This is a genomic window from Bacillus sp. FSL M8-0350 (assembly GCF_038593345.1).
In the GTDB taxonomy this organism is placed as follows: domain Bacteria; phylum Bacillota; class Bacilli; order Bacillales; family Bacillaceae; genus Bacillus; species Bacillus safensis.
Window position 1 is genome coordinate 3,167,262 of record NZ_CP151985.1, and the last position, 21,281, is coordinate 3,188,542.

Sequence of the window (21,281 nt, forward strand, 5' to 3'; positions counted from 1 at the left end):
TATCCAACGTTTATGGCACTAAGTGAAATGCAAACCATTTCTATGTATGGAGACGGTGGGAGTCGAACCCACGTCCAGAGACATCGATTACTTAAGCGTCTACGAGCGTAGTCAACATATTTGGTGTTCACTCATCCTCATGCCTGCTGACGGGCGCTTGGAGAGCTAGTCTGATGGATCTCTTCTTACGTCCTCAGACGGAAACGTAAGCGTAGCCTACTTCATTGGGCTCCTCACAGACACATAGGCGATGTCAGGAAGAGCTCGCTGCGCTTATTAGGCAGCTAGTGCTAAGTTTTGGTTAAAACTTTTAGTTTTGCCAGTTACATTTAAGTGCGTGTTAACGAGATCGCCTCTCGGCTCGCAGCCTAAGCTCGAACCATCCCTGTCGAATCCGTAACGTCCCCTTGTAAAAGGGATATACGGGATGGAAGTTCAGCTTCACTGCTTCCGTATATAACTATTATAACAATCTCATCGCTCGAAACAACTGGTGGTTTCTGTAAAAATAGCGGTGATTGTTTACTGCATAACATATTGTAGCATAATGCTTCTGCTCTCAGCAAGCCATCTGCATCAGGCTAGAATTGCTTTTGACGATCGCGGAAGGCACGTTCGATTTCACGTTTTGCATCTTTTTTCTTCAGATCTTCACGTTTATCGTATTTCTTCTTCCCTTTTCCGATTCCGATCAGCACTTTGGCAAAGCCATTTTTCAAATATAGTTTCAGAGGCACAAGTGAGTATCCCTCTTCCTTTGTCGCACCAATCAATTTGCTGATTTGCTTGCGATGAAGCAGCAGTTTTCTCGTTCTCAGCGGATCATGGTTATAACGGTTCCCCTGTTCGTATGGGCTCACGTGCATGTTATGAAGAAACACTTCTCCTCGCTCGATTTTGGCAAAGGAATCTTTTAAATTCACTTTTCCAGCACGAATCGATTTGATTTCAGTTCCTTGTAATACAAGGCCTGCTTCGTATGTTTCTTCTATAAAGTAATCATGATTTGCTTTTTTGTTTTGGGAAACAACCTTTCCCTCTCCCTTTGGCATTGGCGTACACCCTCCTTTTGACACAAACACGGTCCAAATCGTACGGATTATTTTATCAAACAATCCAGCTTTCGACAATACTGACGCCATGTGGTCAAAAAGCAAATAGAGCGTGATGCCCTATTTGCTTTTTGGCACGTTACTTTTTCTTTTTACGTTTTTGTTTCGGTGCGTTTTCAAATACGCGTTTTTTCTTTTTCTTCTTTTTACGGTTTGTGAACCAGTCACTTCCGCTTTTATCTTCTTTGCCTTTTTCCCCAGAGGCTTTTTGACCTCCACGGCCTTTTTTCGCTGGTGGATCTGTCCGTTTTTTGAACTTGAAATCTTTTGGTGATTTACGGCGAGTGCCCTTCATACCGACGATTTCAAAATCAATTGAGTGCTCATCTTTATTGACATTCACGACTTTGACAGTGATTTCGTCACCGATACGGTAGACGTTCCCTGTACGTTCACCGATCATGGCAAAGTGCTGTTCATCAAAGCGATAATAGTCGTCTGTCATGTAGCTGACATGGACAAGACCTTCTATCGTATTAGGCAGTTCAACGAATAGTCCGAAGTTCGTCACGGAACTAATCATGCCATCAAACTCTTCACCGATTTTATCTAGCATAAACTCTGCCTTCTTCAGATCATCTGTTTCACGCTCTGCATCGACTGAGCGGCGCTCCATTGTAGATGCATGATCTGCGATTTCAGGTAGCAGCTGGCCCCACTTTTCTAAGGTCGCTTCATCTGTCTTTTTCTGAATCAAATAGGTTCTAATCAGTCTATGCACGATTAAATCCGGGTAACGGCGGATCGGTGATGTGAAGTGTGTATAGAATTCCGTTGATAATCCAAAATGGCCAATGCTTTCTGGATCATACTTCGCCTGTTTCATAGAACGAAGCATCACAGTTTGAATGACAACTTCTTCCGGTTGATCCCTGACAGCATCGAGGACACTTTGAAGTGCGCGCGGGTGAATGTTCGTTGACGTCCCTTTCACAATGTAACCAAACGTCGTTACGAACTCTAAAAAGCGCTGAAGCTTCTCAGAGTTTGGTTCTTCGTGAATTCGGTAAATGAACGGAACATTCATCCAGTGGAAATGCTCTGCAACCGTTTCGTTTGCAACAAGCATGAATTCTTCAATTAATTTTTCTGCAACGGAACGCTCACGAATGACAACGTCTTTCGCTGCGCCTTCATCATCTACAAGTACTTTTGCTTCCTTGAAATCAAAGTCTACAGCTCCGCGCTCCATTCGTTTGTCACGAAGAATCTCTGCAAGCTTCTCCATCTCTTGAAACATCGGCACTAGCGGCTCATATTTGTTTAGAAGCTCTTCATCTTGGTCGACTAAAATCTTATTCACATCAGAATAGGTCATTCTCTCTGTCGTTTTGATCACACTTTGGAAAATCTCATGTTTGACGACTTTCCCGTTACGATCAATAACCATTTCACAAGACAGGGTGAGACGATCGACCTTTGGATTTAATGAACAAATACCGTTTGACAAACGATGCGGAATCATCGGAATGACGCGGTCGACGAGATACACACTCGTTCCACGTTCATAAGCTTCCTGATCAATCGGAGAATTCTCTGTGACATAATGAGAAACGTCTGCAATGTGCACGCCAAGCTTATATTTGCCATCATCCAGCTTTTGCACGGTTACGGCATCATCTAAGTCCTTTGCATCTGCACCGTCAATCGTCACAATCGTTTCATTGCGCAAGTCGCGTCTGCCTTCAAGGTCTTTTTCATCAATCGTTTCCGGTGTGTCTACTGCCTGCTGAAGTGCTTCTTCTGGGAACTCACCTGGCAGACCGTGTTTATGAATGATCGACAAAATATCAATGCCAGGGTCATTTTTATGACCGAGGATTTCAGTCACTTCACCCTCTGCACTCATTCTTCCTTCAGGGTAGCTTGTCAGCGTCACAACGACTTTATGACCTTCGACCGCACCGTTTTTAGCGGATTTCGGAATGAAGATATCGTTTGTGATTTTTTTATCATCAGGAATGACAAAGCCAAAGCTTTTCGTTTCTGTATAGGTACCGACAACCGTCTGAGTATTGCGCTCCAGAATGCGGATGACCGTTCCTTCTTTTTTCGTGCCGTTTGATTTGTGGCTGACACGAACCATGACGGTATCGCCATTCATCGCTGTGCCTAACTCATTTGGCGGAATGAAAATATCATCCTGTCCAAACTCTTCAGGCGTTACAAATGCAAATCCTTTTGCATGAGCAGACAGCTTTCCTTTTACCAAATTCATTTTTTCTGGTACACCGTAACGGTCGCTGCGCGTGCGAACGATGAGTCCTTGATCCTCCAGCGTCACAAGTGCTTTGACGAGCTCTTTATAATCATCAGGATTGGTAATCTCCATCATGACTTCCAGCTCTTGAACAGTTAACGGTTTATATGCTTCTTCTTTCATAAAAGCGAGTAATTCATCCATAAATTCTTCTTTTTGCACACTCTAACCCCCTATATATTTAAATTGACCAATCAAGTGATTCTAAGAATGCATAGACATCCTGATGAACCTTCTCCCGCTCTTTATCAAGCGTGATGACATGGCCTGATTCTTCATACCATTTCAAATGCTTATCATCTGTCTCTACTTCGTTATAAATGATATTCGCACTGTCTGTATTAATCATATGATCGTGACGTGCCTGCACAACAAAAGTAGGTGAATAGATCATGTCGACATTGTTTCTAACATCTGCAATCAGTTCTTGCAGGCTCCTCAGTGTATCCATTGGTGTTTTCTTGAACGATTCCATTTCTTGTTCAATTTTGTCCTCTGACTTACCCTCAAATTTCTTATAGTTACGGGCATAATCTAGTACACCCTGGTACATGACTTCTTCACTTTTTATGTACATAGGTGCACACATAGGTACAATTCCCTTTACAGGTACAGTGTAACCTAATTTCAATGAAAAAACTCCTCCGAGGGATAGTCCGCAAACTGCAATCTCCTCATAACCCTCATCTTTTAAGAATTGATAGCCTTCTTCAACGTCTTTCCACCAGTCAGCCGGGCCTGTATGGACAAGCTCTTCTGGCGGCACACCGTGTCCTTTATATTGAGGTGCATGGCATGTATATCCTCTATCGTTCAAATAACGGCCAAGCATTCGAACATCGGCTGTATTCCCAGTAAAACCGTGAAGAAGAAGCACCGCCTTTTCTCCACCTTTAAACGTAAATGGTTTTGGTGTAACAACTTTCATGATGTGACTTCCTTTCCTTCTGGTATGGTTTATATTTTCCACTTGTATGTATGAAACAAACACAAAAGAGTGCTGATAATAAAAAAAGGTCTGAAAAAAGATCAGACCTTCTGTTACTCGCGCTTTACACGCCTAAATATGCCAATGCAAGTGTTAAGATGAAGAAAAGCACTGACAAAATAACCGTTAAACGGTGAAGAATCAAGTCAAGGCCTCTCGCTTTTTGCTTACCGAAAAGCTGCTCGGCTCCACCTGAAATAGCGCCTGACAGTCCAGCACTTTTACTTGATTGTAGTAATACAACGATGATAAGTGCGATACTGACAATTACGAGTAATGTGATAACAAATGCGTGCATGAAAACACCTCCAGACAAACTGGTACACATAACTTTATTTTACATGAAAACAAGGTGCATGTCACGAAACATCAAAATAAAGATTTCCTATATATTGTCGACTTGATTCGTTATTTTGATACAATTTCGTTCCAAAGTGCTGGCTGCAGCATTTTTATATGCAATTTTTCGGTTAAAAACACATTTTTAATGAGTTGCTTCTTCCTTCAATAGCTGTTTTAATTCTACTAACAAACGTTCAGCTCCTTCAGGACTCAGCATCACGTTCCCATTTCCATAGCTTTTGTTGTACTTCGTCACTTGTCCCGTCAGCAGGCAGCTCTTATCTGCATCATATTTTTTCAGCATAATGGTTTGATCTTCAATGAAAATTTCTAACAGCTGCTCTTCTTTAATATTCAGTACCTTGCGCATTTCTGAGGGCAGAACAATTCTGCCGAGAGAATCAATGTGTCTGACCATCCCAGTCCTTTTCAATGACATTTCCTCCTTGATGATGATATGATGATATCACTCATTGACTTTTGTCAACATTTTCATAGTAAAATAGATCTTCAAATTTTTTATCAAAGTAATGAATCATTTTGCCAATGACAAGCTGTCCCGGTTTTCGGTGACCATTTAATACCCTGCTAAGTGTGGCAGGAGAGATGCCAATTTCATCAGCGAGCTGATTTAACGACATATCGTTCTCGATCATATACTGCATGACAAAAGCCCGCCTGATCTGAATCTTTTCGACCATCATTACAACCTCCTATGGAATCATTATGTACAACATGTAAGACTCTCACATCAAGCAGATTCATTAACTTATGTCAACACTTTTACCCCTCTGCTATTTCCTTTGGTCAATGATCATACTAAAATAAGTCATATACTGAAATGTGAGGTTCGATGTCATGAATCACTTTGGTGAACAATTACGCATTTTAAGAGAAAATAGAAAAATGTCGGTCAATCAGCTTGCCATGTATTCAGGTGTAAGCGCTGCTGGTATTTCTCGTATTGAAAATGGAAAGCGCGGTGTGCCAAAGCCTTTAACCATAAAAAAATTAGCACACGCTTTGAAGGTGCCTTATGAGGATTTAATGCTGCTTGCCGGTCATATTGAACAGGAACAAGTTCATGAAATGAAACCGAAATATGAGTCCATGTTAAAAATCTATCAAACGGCGCTTCAAAAGGATGTAGAACATCTCCCCATTTTTGACGGGGACAAATGGGAAAGGCTCTCCGCACAAGACATCAGCCAGCTGAATGAATACTTTCTCACGCTCATCAACCAAAAAAGGTGAACAAATAGCGGGGCATAAACCTAATGTACATCCACCATTAACTAATGTCAATATTTTCATGGTGCACTTATTGCCAATAGTCAACAAATCAAGTAAAATAGACATATCTAATCTATAACCATGTGAGGTTTTGCGTTAATGAACTTTGGTGCATATTTAAGAGCATTACGTGAGGAAAAGAAGCTGTCGGTGAACCAATTAGCGATGTATTCTGAGGTCAGCGCTGCCGGTATTTCTCGTATTGAAAACGGGAAACGCGGCATTCCGAAACCTCCTACGATTAAAAAGCTAGCTGGTGCGTTAAAGGTACCTTATGAAGACATGATGCAGGCTGCGGGCTATATTGAGGAAGCCGCTTCTGTCCAACAGCTTAGGGAAGATGATCTTGTTTTATCCAAAATAAAGGAAGCCGCAGCGCAATATGAACTTGGTGATCTCGAAATATTTGATGGTGACATATGGTCGACCCTTTCGAAAAAAGAAATAGAGGACCTCAACCGCTATTTGTTATTTATGTTAAACAGCCGTTCGTCCTCATAAATGTTTAAGCTTTTTGCGCCGATTTATGACAGATTTACGGTATAATGGGTTCAGATTGGAGTGAAGAAAGATGAATCAATCTGACATGTGCCCGCGGTTTGAAAAAGCAGTTGAGTTATTGAGTAAACGCTGGGTGGCACTGATTGTTTTTCAGCTTCTCTCAGGTCAGCAGCGCTTTAGTGAAATTGAGGCGGCTCTGACAAATTTAAGCGGAAGAGTATTATCTGAGAGATTAAAAGAGCTGGAGGCAGCAGGTATTGTAAAACGGGAGGTTTTTGCTGAAACACCCGTGCGCATTGAGTATTCTTTAACAGATATGGGGCGTTCACTTGCACCCGTTTTTGAGGAAATTGCGAAGTGGTCCTCTGAATGGATCACGCTTGAATCATAAACCAGCATTCGAACCGCCTGATCTTCATAAAACAACCTCCCTTACAGCGATGTAAGGGAGGTTTTGTCTTTTCAACTGCTTAAGCAGATGTGATGTTTTTTTCAGCTAACGCTTTTCTTTCTTTTTTCTTGTTTGTCGGGCTTAAATAGCGTTCGAGCCAGCCCATGACAAGGTCAGCGATAATAGCCATAAGTGCAGTTGGAATCGCACCTGCTAAAATGATGGCTGTTCCGTTTGTGGCGTTTGACCCTCTGATAATGATATCACCAAGACCTCCCGCGCCCACAAATGTTCCAATCGCTGTAATACCGATGGCAATGACCAGTGCGGTTCTTAAACCAGCCATAATGACTGATAAAGCAAGCGGTAGTTCAACCATTCTCAGCACTTGCCATTTCGTCATGCCCATCGCTTTACCTGATTCTAAATAGGCATGTTCAATGCTGACAATGCCTGTATACGTGTTTCTGATGATCGGCAGAAGCGAATACAGAAAGAGTGATAGGATGACTGTATTTGCGCCAAGTCCTAATACAAGCATCAACACGGAAAGCATCGCTAATGCCGGTATCGTTTGGATGACGTTGGTAATGGCAAAGACCCAATTGCTCAGCTTGCGGTAATGCGCGACAAAGATGCCTACTGGAATCCCGACAATCGCCGCAAACAACACCCCATACGCCGACATGAGAAAATGCCGATAAAATTCTTCTAACACATATGACCCGTTCTGCTGATAATACGTCCATAATTGCTGCAGTGTGTCCATCAGCCTTGACACCTCCCCATCTTACTCAAAGTAATTGTGTTTTTTCAGGAAATTCTTCGCAACGGTTGCTGGTTCTTGAAGCTCTCCGTCGACTTGATAGTTCAGCTCTTGCATTTGTTCTGTATCGATTTTTCCGATCAGCCTGTTGATCACCTTATCAAGCCCTGGATTTTCTTTTAAGACTTTCTCCGGGACTACTGGCGATGCATCATATGGCGGGAAGAACCGTTTATCATCTTTTAAGATTTTGAGATTGTAGGCTTTGATTCGTCCATCTGTTGAATAGGCAAGTACAATATCCATTTTTTCATTTTTTAATGCATCATAGACTAAACCAATCTGCATCGGATATGTGCTGCCAAATTTGATTCCGTATGTTTTCACAAATCCGTCATAGCCGTCGCCTTTCTTTTTGAGCCATATGTTATCGACCCCAAATCGGTAATTGGTCGCATTCTTTTTCAAATCAGAGACCGTTTCTAAATTATTTTCCTTCGCCATCTTCTGCGTCACGGCAAAGGCATACGTATTATCAAATCCATAAGAATCAAACCATTTGTAATCATAGCGTTTTTTAAATTCTTTTTGGACGATCTCCATCGCCCGCTCCGGGTCTTTTTCCGCATCCATTCCAAGCGTGCTTGTTAAATCTGTGCCTGAATATCTTGTGGCAGAAATGTCGACATCTCCGTTTTCCATTGCTTTCTGCTGCACAGTGTTGGAACCTAAGTTTTTCACAATGGTCGTCTTTTTATCAGTGTAATGTTCAATCATATCGCTAACCATATAGGCCATAATTTCTGATTCGGTAAAGTTTTGTGCTCCAATTCGCAGCGTGCCCCCTGAGGAGCCGGCTAGTCCAGGAAGTGAACAGCCGCTTATCAATAGCAAGCATCCGGCAAGCAGTGCACTGATCCATTTTGTTTTTCGATTCTTCACATAAGCCAACTCCTTATGAAACTTCCTTCAATCCTTTTAAGCCTTCAGGTGTTACTTTTTTCTCCAGCTTCATTAATGATAGGTCGATGATGACTGCTAAAATTGTGACTGGGATCGCACCCGCAATAATGAATTCCGGCTGATACAGCTGAAGTCCAATCAAAATGTAGTCACCTAGACCGCCTCCACCGATAAAGGCTGCAAGTGTTGTCCAGCCAATCAAATAAATCGTTGACGTTCTGACACCTGCCATAATGACCGGTACAGCAAGCGGGAGTTCAACAAGACGAATTTGTTCCCATGTTGTCATCCCGATTCCTTTACCGGATTCAAGCAAGTTTTTGTTCACACCTTGTACCCCGGCATACGTATTTCTTAAAATAGGTAAAACCGAATAGAAAAAGAGAGCAACGATTGCAGGTATTTTCCCAACCCCCAAAATAGGAATAAAAAAGGCAAGAATCGCTAAACTAGGGAGTGTTTGAAAGATATTCACGATACCGATGATAAAACCTGCGCCTCGCTTCATTCGTGTGAGTACCACGCCTAAAGGAACGGCAACAAGAATACCGAGCACAACAGCAATTAAGGAAATATATAAATGCTCCCACATTTTTGTGAGGAGTTCCCCACCATTTTTCTCTAGAAAGTCGATGATTTGATCCATGTGTACACCTCCCTTACTTCATTTCAGTGACAGCTGCCGGCGTATCGTCTCCCCAAATGGAGTCGTACACAACATCTACAAGACTTGCACGTGTCACTATGCCTTTTAAGTGCCCTTCTGCATCCACAACCGGTACATATTTAATGCCGCGTATTAAGATTTTCCGGACAGTGTCTCTTAGAAGTGCGCCTTCTTGTACGGTATAGAACTCTGTATTTAAAATATCACCAACGAAAGCTGCTTTTCTGCGGTTCGCATCAATTGTTTCAATATCGATATAGCCTTTTAGCACATGATGTTCATCTACTACAAGCAAGGAATCGACCCGCTTTTCTCTCATGATGTAGATGGCATCTGTTAATGTTTTTTCAACTGTAACGGTGACTGGTGACGTGTTCATCATTTGTTCTACACGTTCCATATTCGGATTTGATTGAAGCAGACGTTCTTTGCCGATGAATTCTTCTACGAATTCATTGGCTGGGTTTCGCAGAATATCGTCAGGCGTACCTACTTGGACAATCTCTCCATCTTTTAAAATCACAATTCGATCAGCTAGTTTAATAGCTTCGTCCATGTCATGTGTGACGAATACAATGGTTTTATTTAACGTTTTTTGCAGTTTCTTAAATTCTTCCTGCAATGAATCTCGTGTGATTGGATCAAGTGCGCCAAACGGTTCATCCATGAGGATCAGAGGGGGTTCCGCTGCTAGTGCGCGAAGAACACCAATACGCTGCTGCTGTCCTCCGCTGAGTTCATGAGGATAGCGCTCTAAATATTCCGGTCCCATGTCGACAAGCTTCAGCAGTTCACGCGCCCGTTCTTTTCGTTTTTCTTCCGGCCATTTTAACAGCTTCGGAACAAGTGAAATGTTTTGTGCGATGGTCATATGGGGGAACAGTCCAATTTGCTGAATCACATAGCCAATTTCTCTTCTTAATTGAACTGGATCTTTTTTCATAATGTTTTCTCCCTCGATGAAGATTTTTCCTGAGGAAGGTTCGATGAGTCGGTTGATCATCTTCATGGTTGTTGTCTTACCACAGCCACTCGGTCCAATAAAACAAATAAATTCTCCTTTTGCTATTTCTAAATCAATATTTTTGACAGCTTTTTTTCCGCCTTTATACGTCTTAGATACATTCTCTAGTTTCAGCAAATGAGACACCTCCAATTAGTCGGATCAATATTTTCAGAAAATTTACACCTTATTTATTATAGTGCAAACTTTATAAAATAAAAAGTTTACGATGTGTTTGTATTGCATAACATTTATTTAAAATTTTCAGTTAACGGCCCGATAGATAGAGATCTCTCCTTTTTCCTCCAAATTACGAGCAAATACTCAATATTTATTGTTTTCATCAACAAACAGGTATATGATATATTGTGTTACAAATTGTCAGTCGTGAAGGGATGAATCGGGGAGTGGACAAGCTAGCGTTAGGCGCCATTCAAAAAGCACAGGATCATTATATTGAAAAAGCTGCCGAGAACATGAATGCCTTTGGTCTTTCTTCTACAGTGGGTAGAGTGCTTGGTATCATTCACATGAACCGTAAACCAATGACGCTTGGGGAGCTATCAGAGGCGACAGGCATGAGCAAAACGAGAATGAGTCAAGTCGTTCGAGAAATGCTTGATTTGAATATTGCGGAAAAGGTTTATGAAAAAGGAATACGTAAAGATCTATATGACGTTGAGCAAGATCAATATCAAACGTTTATTTCCTTGTTTGCAGCCAATTGGTCCCGAGTTGTCAGCAAAAACCGCAAGGCACATAAGAAAACGTGCAAGGAATTGCTGGAGCTGCTTGAACAGGACGACCTGCCAGAAGAGACAGAGGATAAAATCAATCTGCTTCTTTCAGAAATCAAGGAAAGTCTTGATTACTATGATTGGATTAGCCGCTTAATTGAATTCTTTGAAAGTGAAGAAGTGTTTAAGCATGTGCCGAAACCTTAAAAAAAGCTGTTTTATTTTACATCATTGTAGAAAAAACAGCTTTTTTATATACACTTATTGCATAAACATTGGAAACATCCCTTTTAAGCCTGCGCCGATCATCTCAACTGCCACTACAGCAAGAATTAATCCCATTAACCGCGTCACGACATTCATCTCTGTTTTCCCCATTTTCCGCATAATGAAACTTGAATAATGAAAGGCATAAAAGGTCATTGCCAGAACGATGACAATGCCAATTACAATCGCAAACATGTGAAGCATCACTTGACTTCCCGGGGTTAAGCTCATCACTGTAGCGATTGTACCAGGACCAGCGATGATCGGGATCGCCAGCGGCGTAACGGAGACATCCGCTTTCTCTTTGCTTTCTGCCTTTTCTTCAGAATGTGGATTTTGGACATGTGACTCCTTTGCATTCAGCAAATTGTAAGCGATACCAAAAATAAAAATACCTCCAGCGATGCGGAGTGCATGAATATCGATCCCAAACAATTTGAAGATAAGCCTGCCTGCCAATAGAAAGGCAATCAGAATGATGAAAGAGACCACAATGGCTTTTTTGGCTGTCTGAGAGCGTTCTTTCTCTGTATATCCCTCTGTTAAGGTGATAAAAAGAGGCACGTTTCCAATGGGATTTGATACAGCAAATAATGAGACCACGACATGAATCATAAAGGAAATCAACAGACACCCTCCTTTTTTCATAGTGTCTGCCAATCTGATGTGAATATTCCCTTGTGATGTTAAAACCTGTATATATTTAACCGATGTTAATAGAGGTTTTATTGAAAGGGGAATCACACATGAAGAAAACAATCACTATCGTCCTTCTATCTGTTGCGGTTTTAGGCGCAGCCGGCTGGATGGTTTGGCAGCAGCAGACCATCAAAGCAGCAGAGGAAAAACATCAGCAAGAAAGCAAAACGAACACTGAGCAGCTTTCGCAGTTAAAATCAGATCAAGCGGATATGAAGCATGAAAACGAAGATCAAAAAAAGAAACTGTCGACCATGTCGAAAAAGCTCAAAAACGAAAAGAAAGCCTATCAAAAAGAAGTCAAGCAGCGAAAAGCGCTTGAGGCAAAAATTGACCAGCTTCAAAAAGAGCTGACAGCAGCGAAAGCCACTGCTCAAGCGAATAAGCAGAGAGCACAGGCTGCAAGGAAACCAACTGTCAAAAAAGACCCAAATGTCACCCACAATCCGCCCTCACAATGGGTACAGGATCAATATGATTGGGGTGTGAAACAAGGGTATATTAAAGAATAGAAAGGATGAAAAAACATGATACACATTCGGCCATTGTCAGGTGATCAATCTGTCCCTATGGATCTTTTACTCTTAGCTGATCCTTCCAAGGAAAAGGTTCTTACTTATGTGCAATCCGGCTCTTGTTATGCCGCGTATCATGAACAGGACGTGATTGGCGTCTATGTGCTTTTATCTCTGTCTCAGCAGACAGTCGAAATCATTAATGTCGCCGTGAAGGAATCATGGCAAGGAAAAGGAATTGGGAAGCAGCTGATCCGCCATGCCATTGATGAAGCGAAAGCCGCAGGTTTTCACACAGTTGAAATCGGCACAGGCAACTCGAGCATTCAGCAGCTCGCACTTTATCAGAAATGCGGCTTCCGCATGACATCTATTGACCACGATTTCTTTCTTAAGCATTATAATGAACCGATTTTTGAAAATGGCATTCAGTGTATGGATATGGTACGGCTGTCACTCACTTTGCAAGCAGACTGATGTTTTGTTCCGTCTGCTTTTTTATGTTCTGCGCTTTTTTACCACATGCTTCACATATTGAATGAAGAAATAAAGGACGGCGCCAGCTAAAAAACAGACCACACATCCAAAGAGCGTCGCCTCTGAGCTGAATTGATACTCTTCAATTTTCATGATATAAAATGGCATGCCAAACAATGTTGGGCTTGATTCAACATGATTGACCTCTAGCAGCAGTAAAAAAACAGGGGTCATAAACACAGCAAATACATACAGCATCGCAAGTGTTATACCGCTGGAAAACGAATGAAATACTTTGATCATCTCTTTCTCTCCTTCATCTCTTTTAAACTGGCTGTGATATTTTTCCCGTCTGGACAAGCTGGATGCAGCATCACCGTATTTAGTAAAGAAAAAAACAGCAGCTGATGACTGACCGGATGCTTCCATATCATAAAAAGCAAAATCGAACAAAGCACCGGAAAGAGCGGCCCTGCAAGTGCCACCATCATATTGAAGCTCGGCCGGCCAAACGTTTCATGGACAACCGCCACATGCTTCCGATCAATCGTTATCACAAAATCAAAGAGCGGCCTTTTTTCGAATTTGTTACACACCATGACCATTAGTATATGACCGAGTTCATGTATCACCACAACCGCTAGGAAACTGCACACAAGTTCTATCATCGCAAGACAGGCCTCTTTAACATGACAGCATATATACAGATAAAGAATGCAAGTGAACCTAGCAGATAGGCGGTGGCGAGAAGATACACATCTGATGAAAGCCACTTCAATAAAAGCATATCGATGAAGCTGAATACAGCAATCATCATCACGATGACAAACAGTTTATTGAACTCACTGATCTTCACGATAAACCCTGTACAGGCCGCCATGGCAGTGATCAACAAAATGGACAAACTTGCGAGGCCATGCCCTTCACTTTCAATGCCTATCACCATAGATGCAAGCCAAATAAACACAAAATATGTCAACAAATTAATAGCGTAATAAAATAAAATTCTAGACAATAAATAAGCACTCTTTGATGTATTTAACATAAAAATAGCCCTTTGATTCATATGATATTCTCTGCCAATCATCAGCGGAAGCATGATCAATATTTCCTTTAATGCATACTGCACAATAAAGGCATACAGCCAGCCGGTTTCTACCGGTGTAAAAACAAATGGCAGCCCCGCCGTCAAACAAACGAGAAATAAAAACAAAATGCCCTGTTCTTTAAAAACAGCTGACCGGCTGAAATAGACCAATTCCTGCCGCAGGTGCGTCAGAAAGGAAGATTGCGTTCTGATTTTCTTGTAAGAAAACGACTTTACCTCTGTTTTCAGCTGCAAAAACATCCGATGGACATAAGAAGCCGCTAACCCCTTCAGCCATAGCCAGCCAGCGCTTAGAAGGATCACCAGAAATATGAGATAGACTGATGGCCATACACGGATCATCTCCATTGCTTTTTTCAAAAGGAGAAACACCAATAGATTCAGCACCGCAAAGCCTAGCGTTTGCAGCAGCAAATGCTCTTTTGTTTTAGATACGAAATGGCTCACAGCAATCCGCATCACCATCCAAGAAGCAAGTGCAAGCAGCGCCAGTACACAGCAAGTCATGCATACAGCCGTTATCCAATACAAAGATGGCGTAACACCGCTGATCAAAAGGCCTAAGACAATCGGTAAAAAAAGCAGTCCTACCATGAGAAAACAAAAGAGCATCGGAAAGAAATACACACAAAGGACAAATGGCACACTTTGTATCGCACTATTCAAAAAGTAGAATTGATATTCCTGTCGCTTTAATTTATTGCGGGATAACAAAATAGCTGCGCCTAAAAGTAGAAGCGTCATTTTCATCAATTGGAGGTATAGAGCAGCCGGCTCACTTTCTCCTGCCTGCATGAAAAAGCGCAGGCTGATAACGACGTATATCGCGTACATGAGCAAGAAAAAAGCCGCGGCTGCGAGAAGCTGTATAGGGTACTTTTTTGCGAGCTGCTTTCCTTTCGTTGTCAGCATTCCCCATTCTATTTTATGAAGAAAGTGTCGTGTCCAGATCATTGAGTAACCTCTCCACCTGCATATAGTAATCTCGATTCACTTCTTTATAAATCTCTTCAAGTGCCTGATGAGGAAATGTCTGATTCGTTTCTTGGCGGGACATATCCAGTTTGACGTCCCCATTTCTTAAGATCATGAGATGGTCATAAAGCGTATCACCAAAGCTCAAATGATGGGTTGAAATGAGAATGCCAGCGCCTTGATTTCTCAGCTTCATGAGCACCTTTTTTAAGATGATCATCATATCTGGATCAAGTCCGTTCGTTGGCTCGTCGAACACATAATAATCACATGGCCTGAGGAGCTGGGAAATGATCTGCGTTTTCTTTTGATTGCCATGAGACAGCTGAGCGATAGGCTGATCCATATATGAACCCAGCTCAAACAGTTCGATGAACGTCTCCTCCCGTGTGACATCTTTCTCATTTGGCAGCTGAAGTAATTGAAAGTATTCCCTCGGTGATAAATAATCGAACAACGAATGCTCGTCAGGAATATAGGAAACATGTTTTTTCAACAAGGAGATATGTTCTGAGGATTGAAGGTTCAGCTGTTTACCGTGTAAAGTGACGCATCCTATAAATGGTGTCAGCCCAAACATGGATTGGATCATCGTCGTCTTTCCCGCACCATTATGCCCCAAAAGCAGCAGCATCTGCCCTTTCTCGACATTCATTTGAATATTACGGAGAGAGAAGGTGCGGCTATATGTTTTTTCTTTTAATCGTAATGTCAGCATCATATCCCTCCGTTTGTTTCAAATAGAACAGATGACCTTGCATCTGTTCTCATCCCTGTTAAAAACCGCACTGGATTTTAACGTACATGCCTAATAATTTGAACTCTCCTAAAAATTTCGAGCCCCGTCCAAAGGTCTTGCATGCCCAAATCAATGCTCCAAGTGAAATAATGCCTAATATAGCGGCAAGGACATAAATCCAAAATGCGTTTTTCTGTACATTCTTAGAAGTTAAAATTCGTTGCTTCCTTTCATCATATGCCGCCAATAGGTGAAGGACATACATATACACACCTACTGGAAAACGAAGGCTAAAAGGATTCAGCATCTCATCACCCCCTAATATATGTAAAATGATACCACCTCCTTACAGAAAGCATAAGTTCATTTCAGATCATATTTTTAGTCGATTTTTCATGATTTAGTGCTTATAAATGGAGAGGATTTTGGCTTCTTCTCTAACTGAAGGAGGATTTTTTACAGAAATAGGATAAGCCAAATGAATTAGCCACCGGATTTTCGCTCAACACAAAAAAAACGCTGCGTCCCGCTCTCATGAAAGAGCGGAACGCAGCGCATAGCTGACATTATTTATTCAAGTTATAGAATGTTGCAATGCCGTGATATTGTGCTGTTTCAGCCAATTGATCTTCGATGCGAAGTAATTGGTTGTATTTCGCCACACGGTCCGTACGAGACGGAGCACCTGTTTTGATTTGTCCAGCGTTTGTTGCAACAGCGATGTCTGCAATCGTGCTGTCTTCAGTTTCACCAGAACGGTGAGAGATAACAGCTGTGTATCCTGCGCGTTTTGCCATTTCGATTGCATCAAATGTTTCAGTTAATGTACCGATTTGGTTTACTTTGATCAGGATTGAGTTACCAACACCGTTTTTGATTCCTTCAGATAGCTTCTTCGTATTTGTAACGAACAAGTCATCTCCTACTAGCTGAACCTTGCTGCCAAGGCGCTCAGTTAATAGTTTGTGACCTTCCCAGTCGTTTTCATCAAGGCCGTCTTCAATAGAGATGATTGGGTATTTCGATACCATATCTTCATACCAGTCAACCATTTCAGCAGATGTTTTCACAACACCTTCGCCTGATAAATGATATTTACCGTCTTCTTTGTTGTAGAACTCAGAAGATGCAGCATCCATTGCAAGCTTCACTTCTTCACCTGGTTTGAAGCCAGCTTTTTCGATCGCTTCAACGATTGTTTGAAGTGCTTCTTCGTTAGAACCAAGGTTTGGAGCGAATCCACCTTCGTCACCTACAGCTGTGTTTAAGCCTTTTGCGCTTAATACAGATTTCAGGCTATGGAAGATTTGAGCGCCCATGCGAAGTGCTTCACGGAAGTTCGGTGCACCTACAGGCATGATCATGAATTCTTGAATGTCTACGTTGTTATCCGCATGCTCTCCGCCGTTGACGATGTTCATCATCGGTACTGGAAGCGTTTTGGAGTTGAAGCCACCAAGGTATTGATACAGTGGAATTTGTAAGAAATCAGCAGCCGCACGTGCTACAGCGATAGATACACCAAGGATTGCGTTTGCGCCTAATTTCCCTTTGTTTTCTGTTCCGTCAAGTTCGATTAACATTTTGTCAATCGCTACTTGTTCTGTTACATCAAAGCCTAAAAGCTCTGGTGCAATGATTTCATTTACGTTGTTTACAGCTGTCAGAACACCTTTTCCAAGGTAACGGTCTTTGTCTCCGTCACGTAGTTCTACTGCTTCATATTCACCAGTAGAAGCACCACTTGGAACAAGCGCACGGCCAAAGCCGCCAGATTCTGTGTAAACTTCTACTTCAACTGTTGGGTTACCGCGAGAGTCTAATACTTCGCGTGCATATACGTCAACAATGTATGGCATGTTTAATTTCTCTCCTTTTGAATCAATTTTTTTATTTCTGAATTAATGATGTTCCTGTCATCTCTTTTGGTTTTTCAAGACCAAGTAAGTCTAAAAGCGTTGGAGATAGATCGGCTAAAATACCGCCTTCTCTAAGCGTCGCACCTTTTTTCGTCACGATGACTGGTACAGGATTCGTTGTATGTGCAGTATGCGGCTTTCCTTCTTCGGTAATGAGCACGTCTGCGTTACCGTGGTCTGCCGTGATGATGGCATGTCCGCCTTTTGCCAGGATTGCGTCGACTACAGCTCCTAAGCACTCATCTACTGCTTCAATAGCTTTGATTGTTGGCTCAAGCATACCTGAATGACCAACCATATCCGGGTTAGCAAAGTTCAGAATGATCGCATCATGCTTGTCAGCATTGATGTCTGCAACAAGTGCATCCTTTACCTCATAAGCGCTCATTTCCGGCTTGAGGTCATAGGTTGCCACATCTGGTGAATTGATTAAGATGCGGTCTTCACCAGGAAATTCTTCTTCACGTCCACCACTCATAAAGAACGTCACGTGAGGATATTTCTCTGTTTCAGCAATCCGCAGCTGTTTCAATCCGTTTTGAGAAAGCACTTCTCCTACTGTGTTATCCAAATTCACTGGTTTGAAGGCAACATAGCCATCAACCGTTTCACTGAAGTGTGTGAAGCAGACGAAGTGTAAATTCTTCGGATGAGCTTCTCCGCGGTCAAACGAGCGGAAATCTGCATTTGTGAAAGTGTTCGAGATTTGGATGGCACGGTCTGGACGGAAGTTATAGAAAATCACAGAGTCACCGTCGTTTACTTTGGCAACCGGCTCACCATTTTCTCTCGTAATGACAGATGGAATAACGAATTCATCGTAGATTCCATTTTCATAGGAGTCATCAACGACATCATAAATGTTTTGATAACTTGGACCTTCACCATATGCCATCGCACGGTACGCTTTCTCCACACGATCCCAGCGTTTGTCACGGTCCATTGAGTAATAGCGTCCAGAAAGTGTTGCCACTTCACCGACACCGATTTCTTTGATTTGTTCTTCCAGCTGTTTTAAGTATACTTTGGCTGTCTTCTGACCAACATCACGTCCGTCCAAGAAGCCATGAATGTATACCTTTGTTAAGCCTTCTTTTTTCGCCAGCTTCAGCAGGGCAAAAAGATGCTGGATGTGACTGTGCACACCGCCGTCTGACAAGAGTCCAAATAAATGAAGCGCCTTGTCATTCTCTTTTGCATAAGTCATTGCATCTAGGAACGTTTCGTTTTTCTCAAATTCCCCTTCACGGATGGCAACATTCACCCTTGTTAAGCTTTGATACACAATGCGTCCTGCACCGATGTTCAAATGCCCAACTTCAGAGTTCCCCATTTGACCTTCTGGGAGGCCTACTGCCTCACCTGAAGCCGTTAAGGTTTGATGCGGAAATTCGTTCCAGTAGCGGTCAAAGTTCGGTTTTTTTGCTTGTGCGACAGCGTTACCGACTGTTTCGCCTCTTAAACCGAACCCGTCTAAGATGATTAATGCAGCTGGTTTCTTACTCATATTGACCTTCCTCCAATAATTGAACGAAAGACTGAGGTTCTAAGCTTGCGCCGCCTACCAAAGCACCGTCAATATCGGATTCTGCCATATATTCTTTAATATTTGCCGGCTTCACGCTTCCGCCATATTGAATGCGAAGGCTGTCTGCCGCTTCTTGACCAAATTCGCTTGCAACGGTTTTGCGGATGTGTGCGCAAACGTCGTTTGCATCTTTCGCTGTAGAAGATTTTCCTGTACCGATCGCCCAGATTGGCTCATATGCAATCACAGATTCAGCGACTTGCTGCTTCGTTAAACCAGCTAGTGCTTTCTTCACTTGATCAGCGACAAGTTCATTTGTTTTGCCAGCTTCACGCTCTTCAAGCGTTTCACCTACACAAATGATTGGAACGATGCCATGCTTGAATGCAGCATGTGCTTTTTTGTTCACTGTTTCATCTGTTTCAGCAAAGAATTCACGGCGCTCTGAATGCCCAATCACTGAATAGCCGATGCCTAAATCTTTTAGAGCAGCAGGGCTGATTTCACCAGTGAATGCACCATTTTCTTCAAAGTGCATGTTTTGTGCACCAATTTTAAGGTCTGTTCCGTTTGAAAGGCTGTTTAACTTTTCAAGGAAAAGAGCTGGCGCACAGACAATGGATTCCACTTTGTCAGGAGATGGAATAGATGACTTGACTTCTTCAACGAAGCTGACTGCTTCGCCAAGTGTTTTGTTCATTTTCCAGTTCCCAGCTATAATTGGTTTTCTCATGATTGACACTTCCTTATAGCAGTTTTGGTCTTATTTATCGTTTAATGCAGTAACACCAGGAAGTTCTTTGCCTTCCATAAATTCAAGTGAAGCGCCGCCGCCTGTAGAAATATGGCTCATCTGATCGGCAAGACCAAATTTCTCAACAGCTGCTGCTGAATCTCCACCGCCAATGACAGAATATGTATCTTTTGCTTCTGCCAGTGCTTCTGCGATAGCTTTTGTTCCTTTAGCGAATGCATCGATTTCAAATACACCCATTGGTCCGTTCCAGACAACAAGTTTGCTGTTTTTAATAACGTCAGCATACTTTTCTCTTGTCTCTGTTCCAATATCAAGTGCTTCTAGATCACTTGGAATTTCAGAGATTGGCACAATGCTTGTATTCGCATCATTTGAAAAGTCGTCGGCTACCAGAACATCTGTTGGAATCAGGAAGTTCACGCCTTTTTCCTTTGCACGGTCCATAAAGGATTTCGCTAAATCTACTTTGTCTTCTTCTAATAGAGATTTCCCTACCTCGTGGCCAAGTGCTTTCACAAATGTGTAAGCAAGTCCGCCGCCGATGATGAGGTTGTCCACTTTATCAAGAAGACTTTCAATCACACCGATTTTATCCTTTACTTTTGCGCCGCCGATAATCGCTGTAAATGGGCGATCAGGGTTTGAAATGGCTTTTCCTAAAACCTCAAGCTCTTTTTGCATGAGGAAGCCTGAAACAGCCGGAAGATAAGCTGCAATACCAGCTGTCGATGCATGTGCACGGTGTGCAGCACCGAACGCATCATTGACATACACATCGGCTAAATCAGCAAATGCTTTTGATAATTCAGGATCGTTCTTTTCTTCACCAGGATAGAAACGAACGTTTTCAAGCACTAGCACATCTCCTTCTTTTAAGTCAGAGATTTGCTTTTTCACGTTGTCGCCGTAAGCTTCATCTGCTTTTTTCACTTCTTTTCCAAGAAGCTTTTGCAGACGTTTTGCCACAGGTGTCAGACGCAGTTCTTCAGTAACTTGACCCTTCGGACGACCCAAATGACTAGCTAGCAGTACCTTTGCGCCTTGTCCTGTTAAATACTCAATTGTTGGTAATGCTGCGCGGATACGAGTATCATCCGTCACTTCTCCGTCCTTCATCGGAACGTTAAAATCTACGCGGCAGAACACAACTTTACCTTTTACGTCAATGTCTTTTACTGATTTCTTATTCATGCTCGTCAGGAGATCCTCCTTTATTCTGGTTTCCTTACGCATTGGACAAGACTCTCTTTATCCTTTTCCCATTTTGCCCTCAT

At 42.2% G+C, this 21,281-nt stretch carries 26 protein-coding genes and 1 other RNA gene; 6 read left to right on the top strand and 21 right to left on the bottom strand.

Annotated elements, in window-relative coordinates; genetic code table 11:
- Positions 1-44: 44 nt before the first annotated feature.
- The 7 genes from ssrA to NSS80_RS16630 form a co-directional block, all read right to left on the bottom strand.
- Positions 45-407, bottom strand: a transfer-messenger RNA (tmRNA) gene (gene ssrA, locus NSS80_RS16600).
- A gap of 174 nt (positions 408-581) precedes the next feature.
- Complete coding sequence (gene smpB, locus NSS80_RS16605; protein ID WP_012011279.1) at positions 582-1,052, bottom strand: SsrA-binding protein SmpB; 471 nt, start codon at positions 1,050-1,052, stop codon at positions 582-584.
- A gap of 139 nt (positions 1,053-1,191) precedes the next feature.
- Positions 1,192-3,534, bottom strand: coding sequence for a ribonuclease R (gene rnr / locus NSS80_RS16610; RefSeq protein WP_317221832.1), 2,343 nt, complete (start codon positions 3,532-3,534; stop codon positions 1,192-1,194).
- Positions 3,535-3,553: 19 nt separating this feature from the next.
- Positions 3,554-4,300: a carboxylesterase gene (locus NSS80_RS16615; protein WP_317221831.1), complete on the bottom strand. Its 747-nt coding sequence runs from the start codon at positions 4,298-4,300 to the stop codon at positions 3,554-3,556.
- 124 nt (positions 4,301-4,424) lie between these two features.
- Complete coding sequence (gene secG / locus NSS80_RS16620) at positions 4,425-4,658, bottom strand: preprotein translocase subunit SecG (RefSeq protein WP_003212746.1); 234 nt, start codon at positions 4,656-4,658, stop codon at positions 4,425-4,427.
- Positions 4,659-4,844: 186 nt separating this feature from the next.
- Entirely contained in the window at positions 4,845-5,135 is a 291-nt protein-coding gene (locus NSS80_RS16625; protein ID WP_024423481.1) for an AbrB/MazE/SpoVT family DNA-binding domain-containing protein, read from the bottom strand.
- 37 nt (positions 5,136-5,172) lie between these two features.
- Positions 5,173-5,406 carry a helix-turn-helix transcriptional regulator gene (locus NSS80_RS16630; RefSeq protein WP_024719830.1) on the bottom strand — a complete coding sequence of 78 codons (234 nt, stop codon included), beginning with the start codon at positions 5,404-5,406 and terminating at the stop codon, positions 5,173-5,175.
- A 154-nt stretch (positions 5,407-5,560) separates the two neighbouring features.
- Between NSS80_RS16630 and NSS80_RS16635 the strand changes: the two genes are divergently transcribed.
- The 3 genes from NSS80_RS16635 (at position 5,561) to NSS80_RS16645 (ending at position 6,887) form a co-directional block, all read left to right on the top strand.
- Positions 5,561-5,956: a helix-turn-helix transcriptional regulator gene (locus NSS80_RS16635; RefSeq protein WP_034280928.1), complete on the top strand. Its 396-nt coding sequence runs from the start codon at positions 5,561-5,563 to the stop codon at positions 5,954-5,956.
- 138 nt (positions 5,957-6,094) lie between these two features.
- Positions 6,095-6,496: a transcriptional regulator gene (locus NSS80_RS16640; RefSeq protein ID WP_317221830.1), complete on the top strand. Its 402-nt coding sequence runs from the start codon at positions 6,095-6,097 to the stop codon at positions 6,494-6,496.
- 70 nt (positions 6,497-6,566) lie between these two features.
- Complete coding sequence (locus tag NSS80_RS16645; RefSeq protein ID WP_024423485.1) at positions 6,567-6,887, top strand: helix-turn-helix domain-containing protein; 321 nt, start codon at positions 6,567-6,569, stop codon at positions 6,885-6,887.
- Between the two features lie 79 nt (positions 6,888-6,966).
- Here NSS80_RS16645 and NSS80_RS16650 read toward each other — a convergent pair whose 3' ends face one another.
- Genes NSS80_RS16650 through NSS80_RS16665 form a run of 4 tightly spaced genes read right to left on the bottom strand, consistent with a single transcriptional unit; the run spans position 6,967 to position 10,424 of the window.
- Positions 6,967-7,656 (bottom strand): ABC transporter permease, encoded by a 690-nt coding sequence (locus NSS80_RS16650; protein ID WP_034280931.1) that lies wholly within the window; start codon positions 7,654-7,656, stop codon positions 6,967-6,969.
- A gap of 21 nt (positions 7,657-7,677) precedes the next feature.
- A complete protein-coding gene (locus tag NSS80_RS16655; RefSeq protein WP_061110093.1) occupies positions 7,678-8,595 on the bottom strand; it encodes an osmoprotectant ABC transporter substrate-binding protein in 918 nt (305 codons plus the stop codon).
- Positions 8,596-8,608: 13 nt separating this feature from the next.
- Entirely contained in the window at positions 8,609-9,262 is a 654-nt protein-coding gene (locus NSS80_RS16660) for an ABC transporter permease (RefSeq protein WP_034280933.1), read from the bottom strand.
- Positions 9,263-9,275: 13 nt separating this feature from the next.
- Positions 9,276-10,424 (bottom strand): betaine/proline/choline family ABC transporter ATP-binding protein, encoded by a 1,149-nt coding sequence (locus NSS80_RS16665; protein ID WP_025094044.1) that lies wholly within the window; start codon positions 10,422-10,424, stop codon positions 9,276-9,278.
- Between the two features lie 269 nt (positions 10,425-10,693).
- On the opposite strand from NSS80_RS16665, the gene NSS80_RS16670 reads away from it, so the two are divergent.
- The gene (locus NSS80_RS16670; protein WP_034280936.1) at positions 10,694-11,230 is read left to right on the top strand and encodes a GbsR/MarR family transcriptional regulator; all 537 of its coding nucleotides are present in this window, start codon (positions 10,694-10,696) and stop codon (positions 11,228-11,230) included.
- A gap of 54 nt (positions 11,231-11,284) precedes the next feature.
- Here NSS80_RS16670 and NSS80_RS16675 read toward each other — a convergent pair whose 3' ends face one another.
- The gene (locus tag NSS80_RS16675) at positions 11,285-11,917 is read right to left on the bottom strand and encodes an NAAT family transporter (protein WP_034280938.1); all 633 of its coding nucleotides are present in this window, start codon (positions 11,915-11,917) and stop codon (positions 11,285-11,287) included.
- A gap of 119 nt (positions 11,918-12,036) precedes the next feature.
- Here NSS80_RS16675 and NSS80_RS16680 point away from each other — a divergent pair, with 119 nt between their 5' ends.
- Positions 12,037-12,501 carry a hypothetical protein gene (locus NSS80_RS16680; protein ID WP_041115645.1) on the top strand — a complete coding sequence of 155 codons (465 nt, stop codon included), beginning with the start codon at positions 12,037-12,039 and terminating at the stop codon, positions 12,499-12,501.
- 15 nt (positions 12,502-12,516) lie between these two features.
- Entirely contained in the window at positions 12,517-12,981 is a 465-nt protein-coding gene (locus NSS80_RS16685; protein WP_252049816.1) for a GNAT family N-acetyltransferase, read from the top strand.
- 21 nt (positions 12,982-13,002) lie between these two features.
- Here the strand turns inward: NSS80_RS16685 and NSS80_RS16690 are convergent, their stop codons facing one another.
- The 9 genes from NSS80_RS16690 to NSS80_RS16730 form a co-directional block, all read right to left on the bottom strand.
- On the bottom strand, positions 13,003-13,284 hold the full coding sequence (locus tag NSS80_RS16690) for a hypothetical protein (protein ID WP_024426069.1): 282 nt from the start codon (positions 13,282-13,284) through the stop codon (positions 13,003-13,005).
- A complete protein-coding gene (locus NSS80_RS16695; protein WP_120207699.1) occupies positions 13,281-13,649 on the bottom strand; it encodes a metalloprotease family protein in 369 nt (122 codons plus the stop codon). Before NSS80_RS16695 ends, NSS80_RS16690 begins: the two co-directional genes overlap by 4 nt.
- Positions 13,646-15,043 (bottom strand): hypothetical protein, encoded by a 1,398-nt coding sequence (locus NSS80_RS16700; protein WP_252049817.1) that lies wholly within the window; start codon positions 15,041-15,043, stop codon positions 13,646-13,648. Before NSS80_RS16700 ends, NSS80_RS16695 begins: the two co-directional genes overlap by 4 nt.
- On the bottom strand, positions 15,015-15,782 hold the full coding sequence (locus NSS80_RS16705; protein ID WP_252049818.1) for an ABC transporter ATP-binding protein: 768 nt from the start codon (positions 15,780-15,782) through the stop codon (positions 15,015-15,017). The genes NSS80_RS16700 and NSS80_RS16705 overlap by 29 nt, the downstream gene beginning before the upstream one ends.
- A gap of 58 nt (positions 15,783-15,840) precedes the next feature.
- Entirely contained in the window at positions 15,841-16,110 is a 270-nt protein-coding gene (locus tag NSS80_RS16710) for a hypothetical protein (protein WP_024423498.1), read from the bottom strand.
- Positions 16,111-16,369: 259 nt separating this feature from the next.
- On the bottom strand, positions 16,370-17,662 hold the full coding sequence (gene eno, locus NSS80_RS16715; protein ID WP_003212752.1) for a phosphopyruvate hydratase: 1,293 nt from the start codon (positions 17,660-17,662) through the stop codon (positions 16,370-16,372).
- Between the two features lie 31 nt (positions 17,663-17,693).
- Positions 17,694-19,229 (bottom strand): 2,3-bisphosphoglycerate-independent phosphoglycerate mutase, encoded by a 1,536-nt coding sequence (gene gpmI / locus NSS80_RS16720; RefSeq protein ID WP_024423499.1) that lies wholly within the window; start codon positions 19,227-19,229, stop codon positions 17,694-17,696.
- Complete coding sequence (gene tpiA / locus NSS80_RS16725; protein WP_065214785.1) at positions 19,222-19,983, bottom strand: triose-phosphate isomerase; 762 nt, start codon at positions 19,981-19,983, stop codon at positions 19,222-19,224. Before tpiA ends, gpmI begins: the two co-directional genes overlap by 8 nt.
- A 30-nt stretch (positions 19,984-20,013) precedes the next feature.
- Positions 20,014-21,198, bottom strand: a complete 1,185-nt coding sequence (locus tag NSS80_RS16730; RefSeq protein ID WP_317221829.1) for a phosphoglycerate kinase — start codon at positions 21,196-21,198, stop codon at positions 20,014-20,016.
- Positions 21,199-21,281 lie beyond the last annotated feature (83 nt).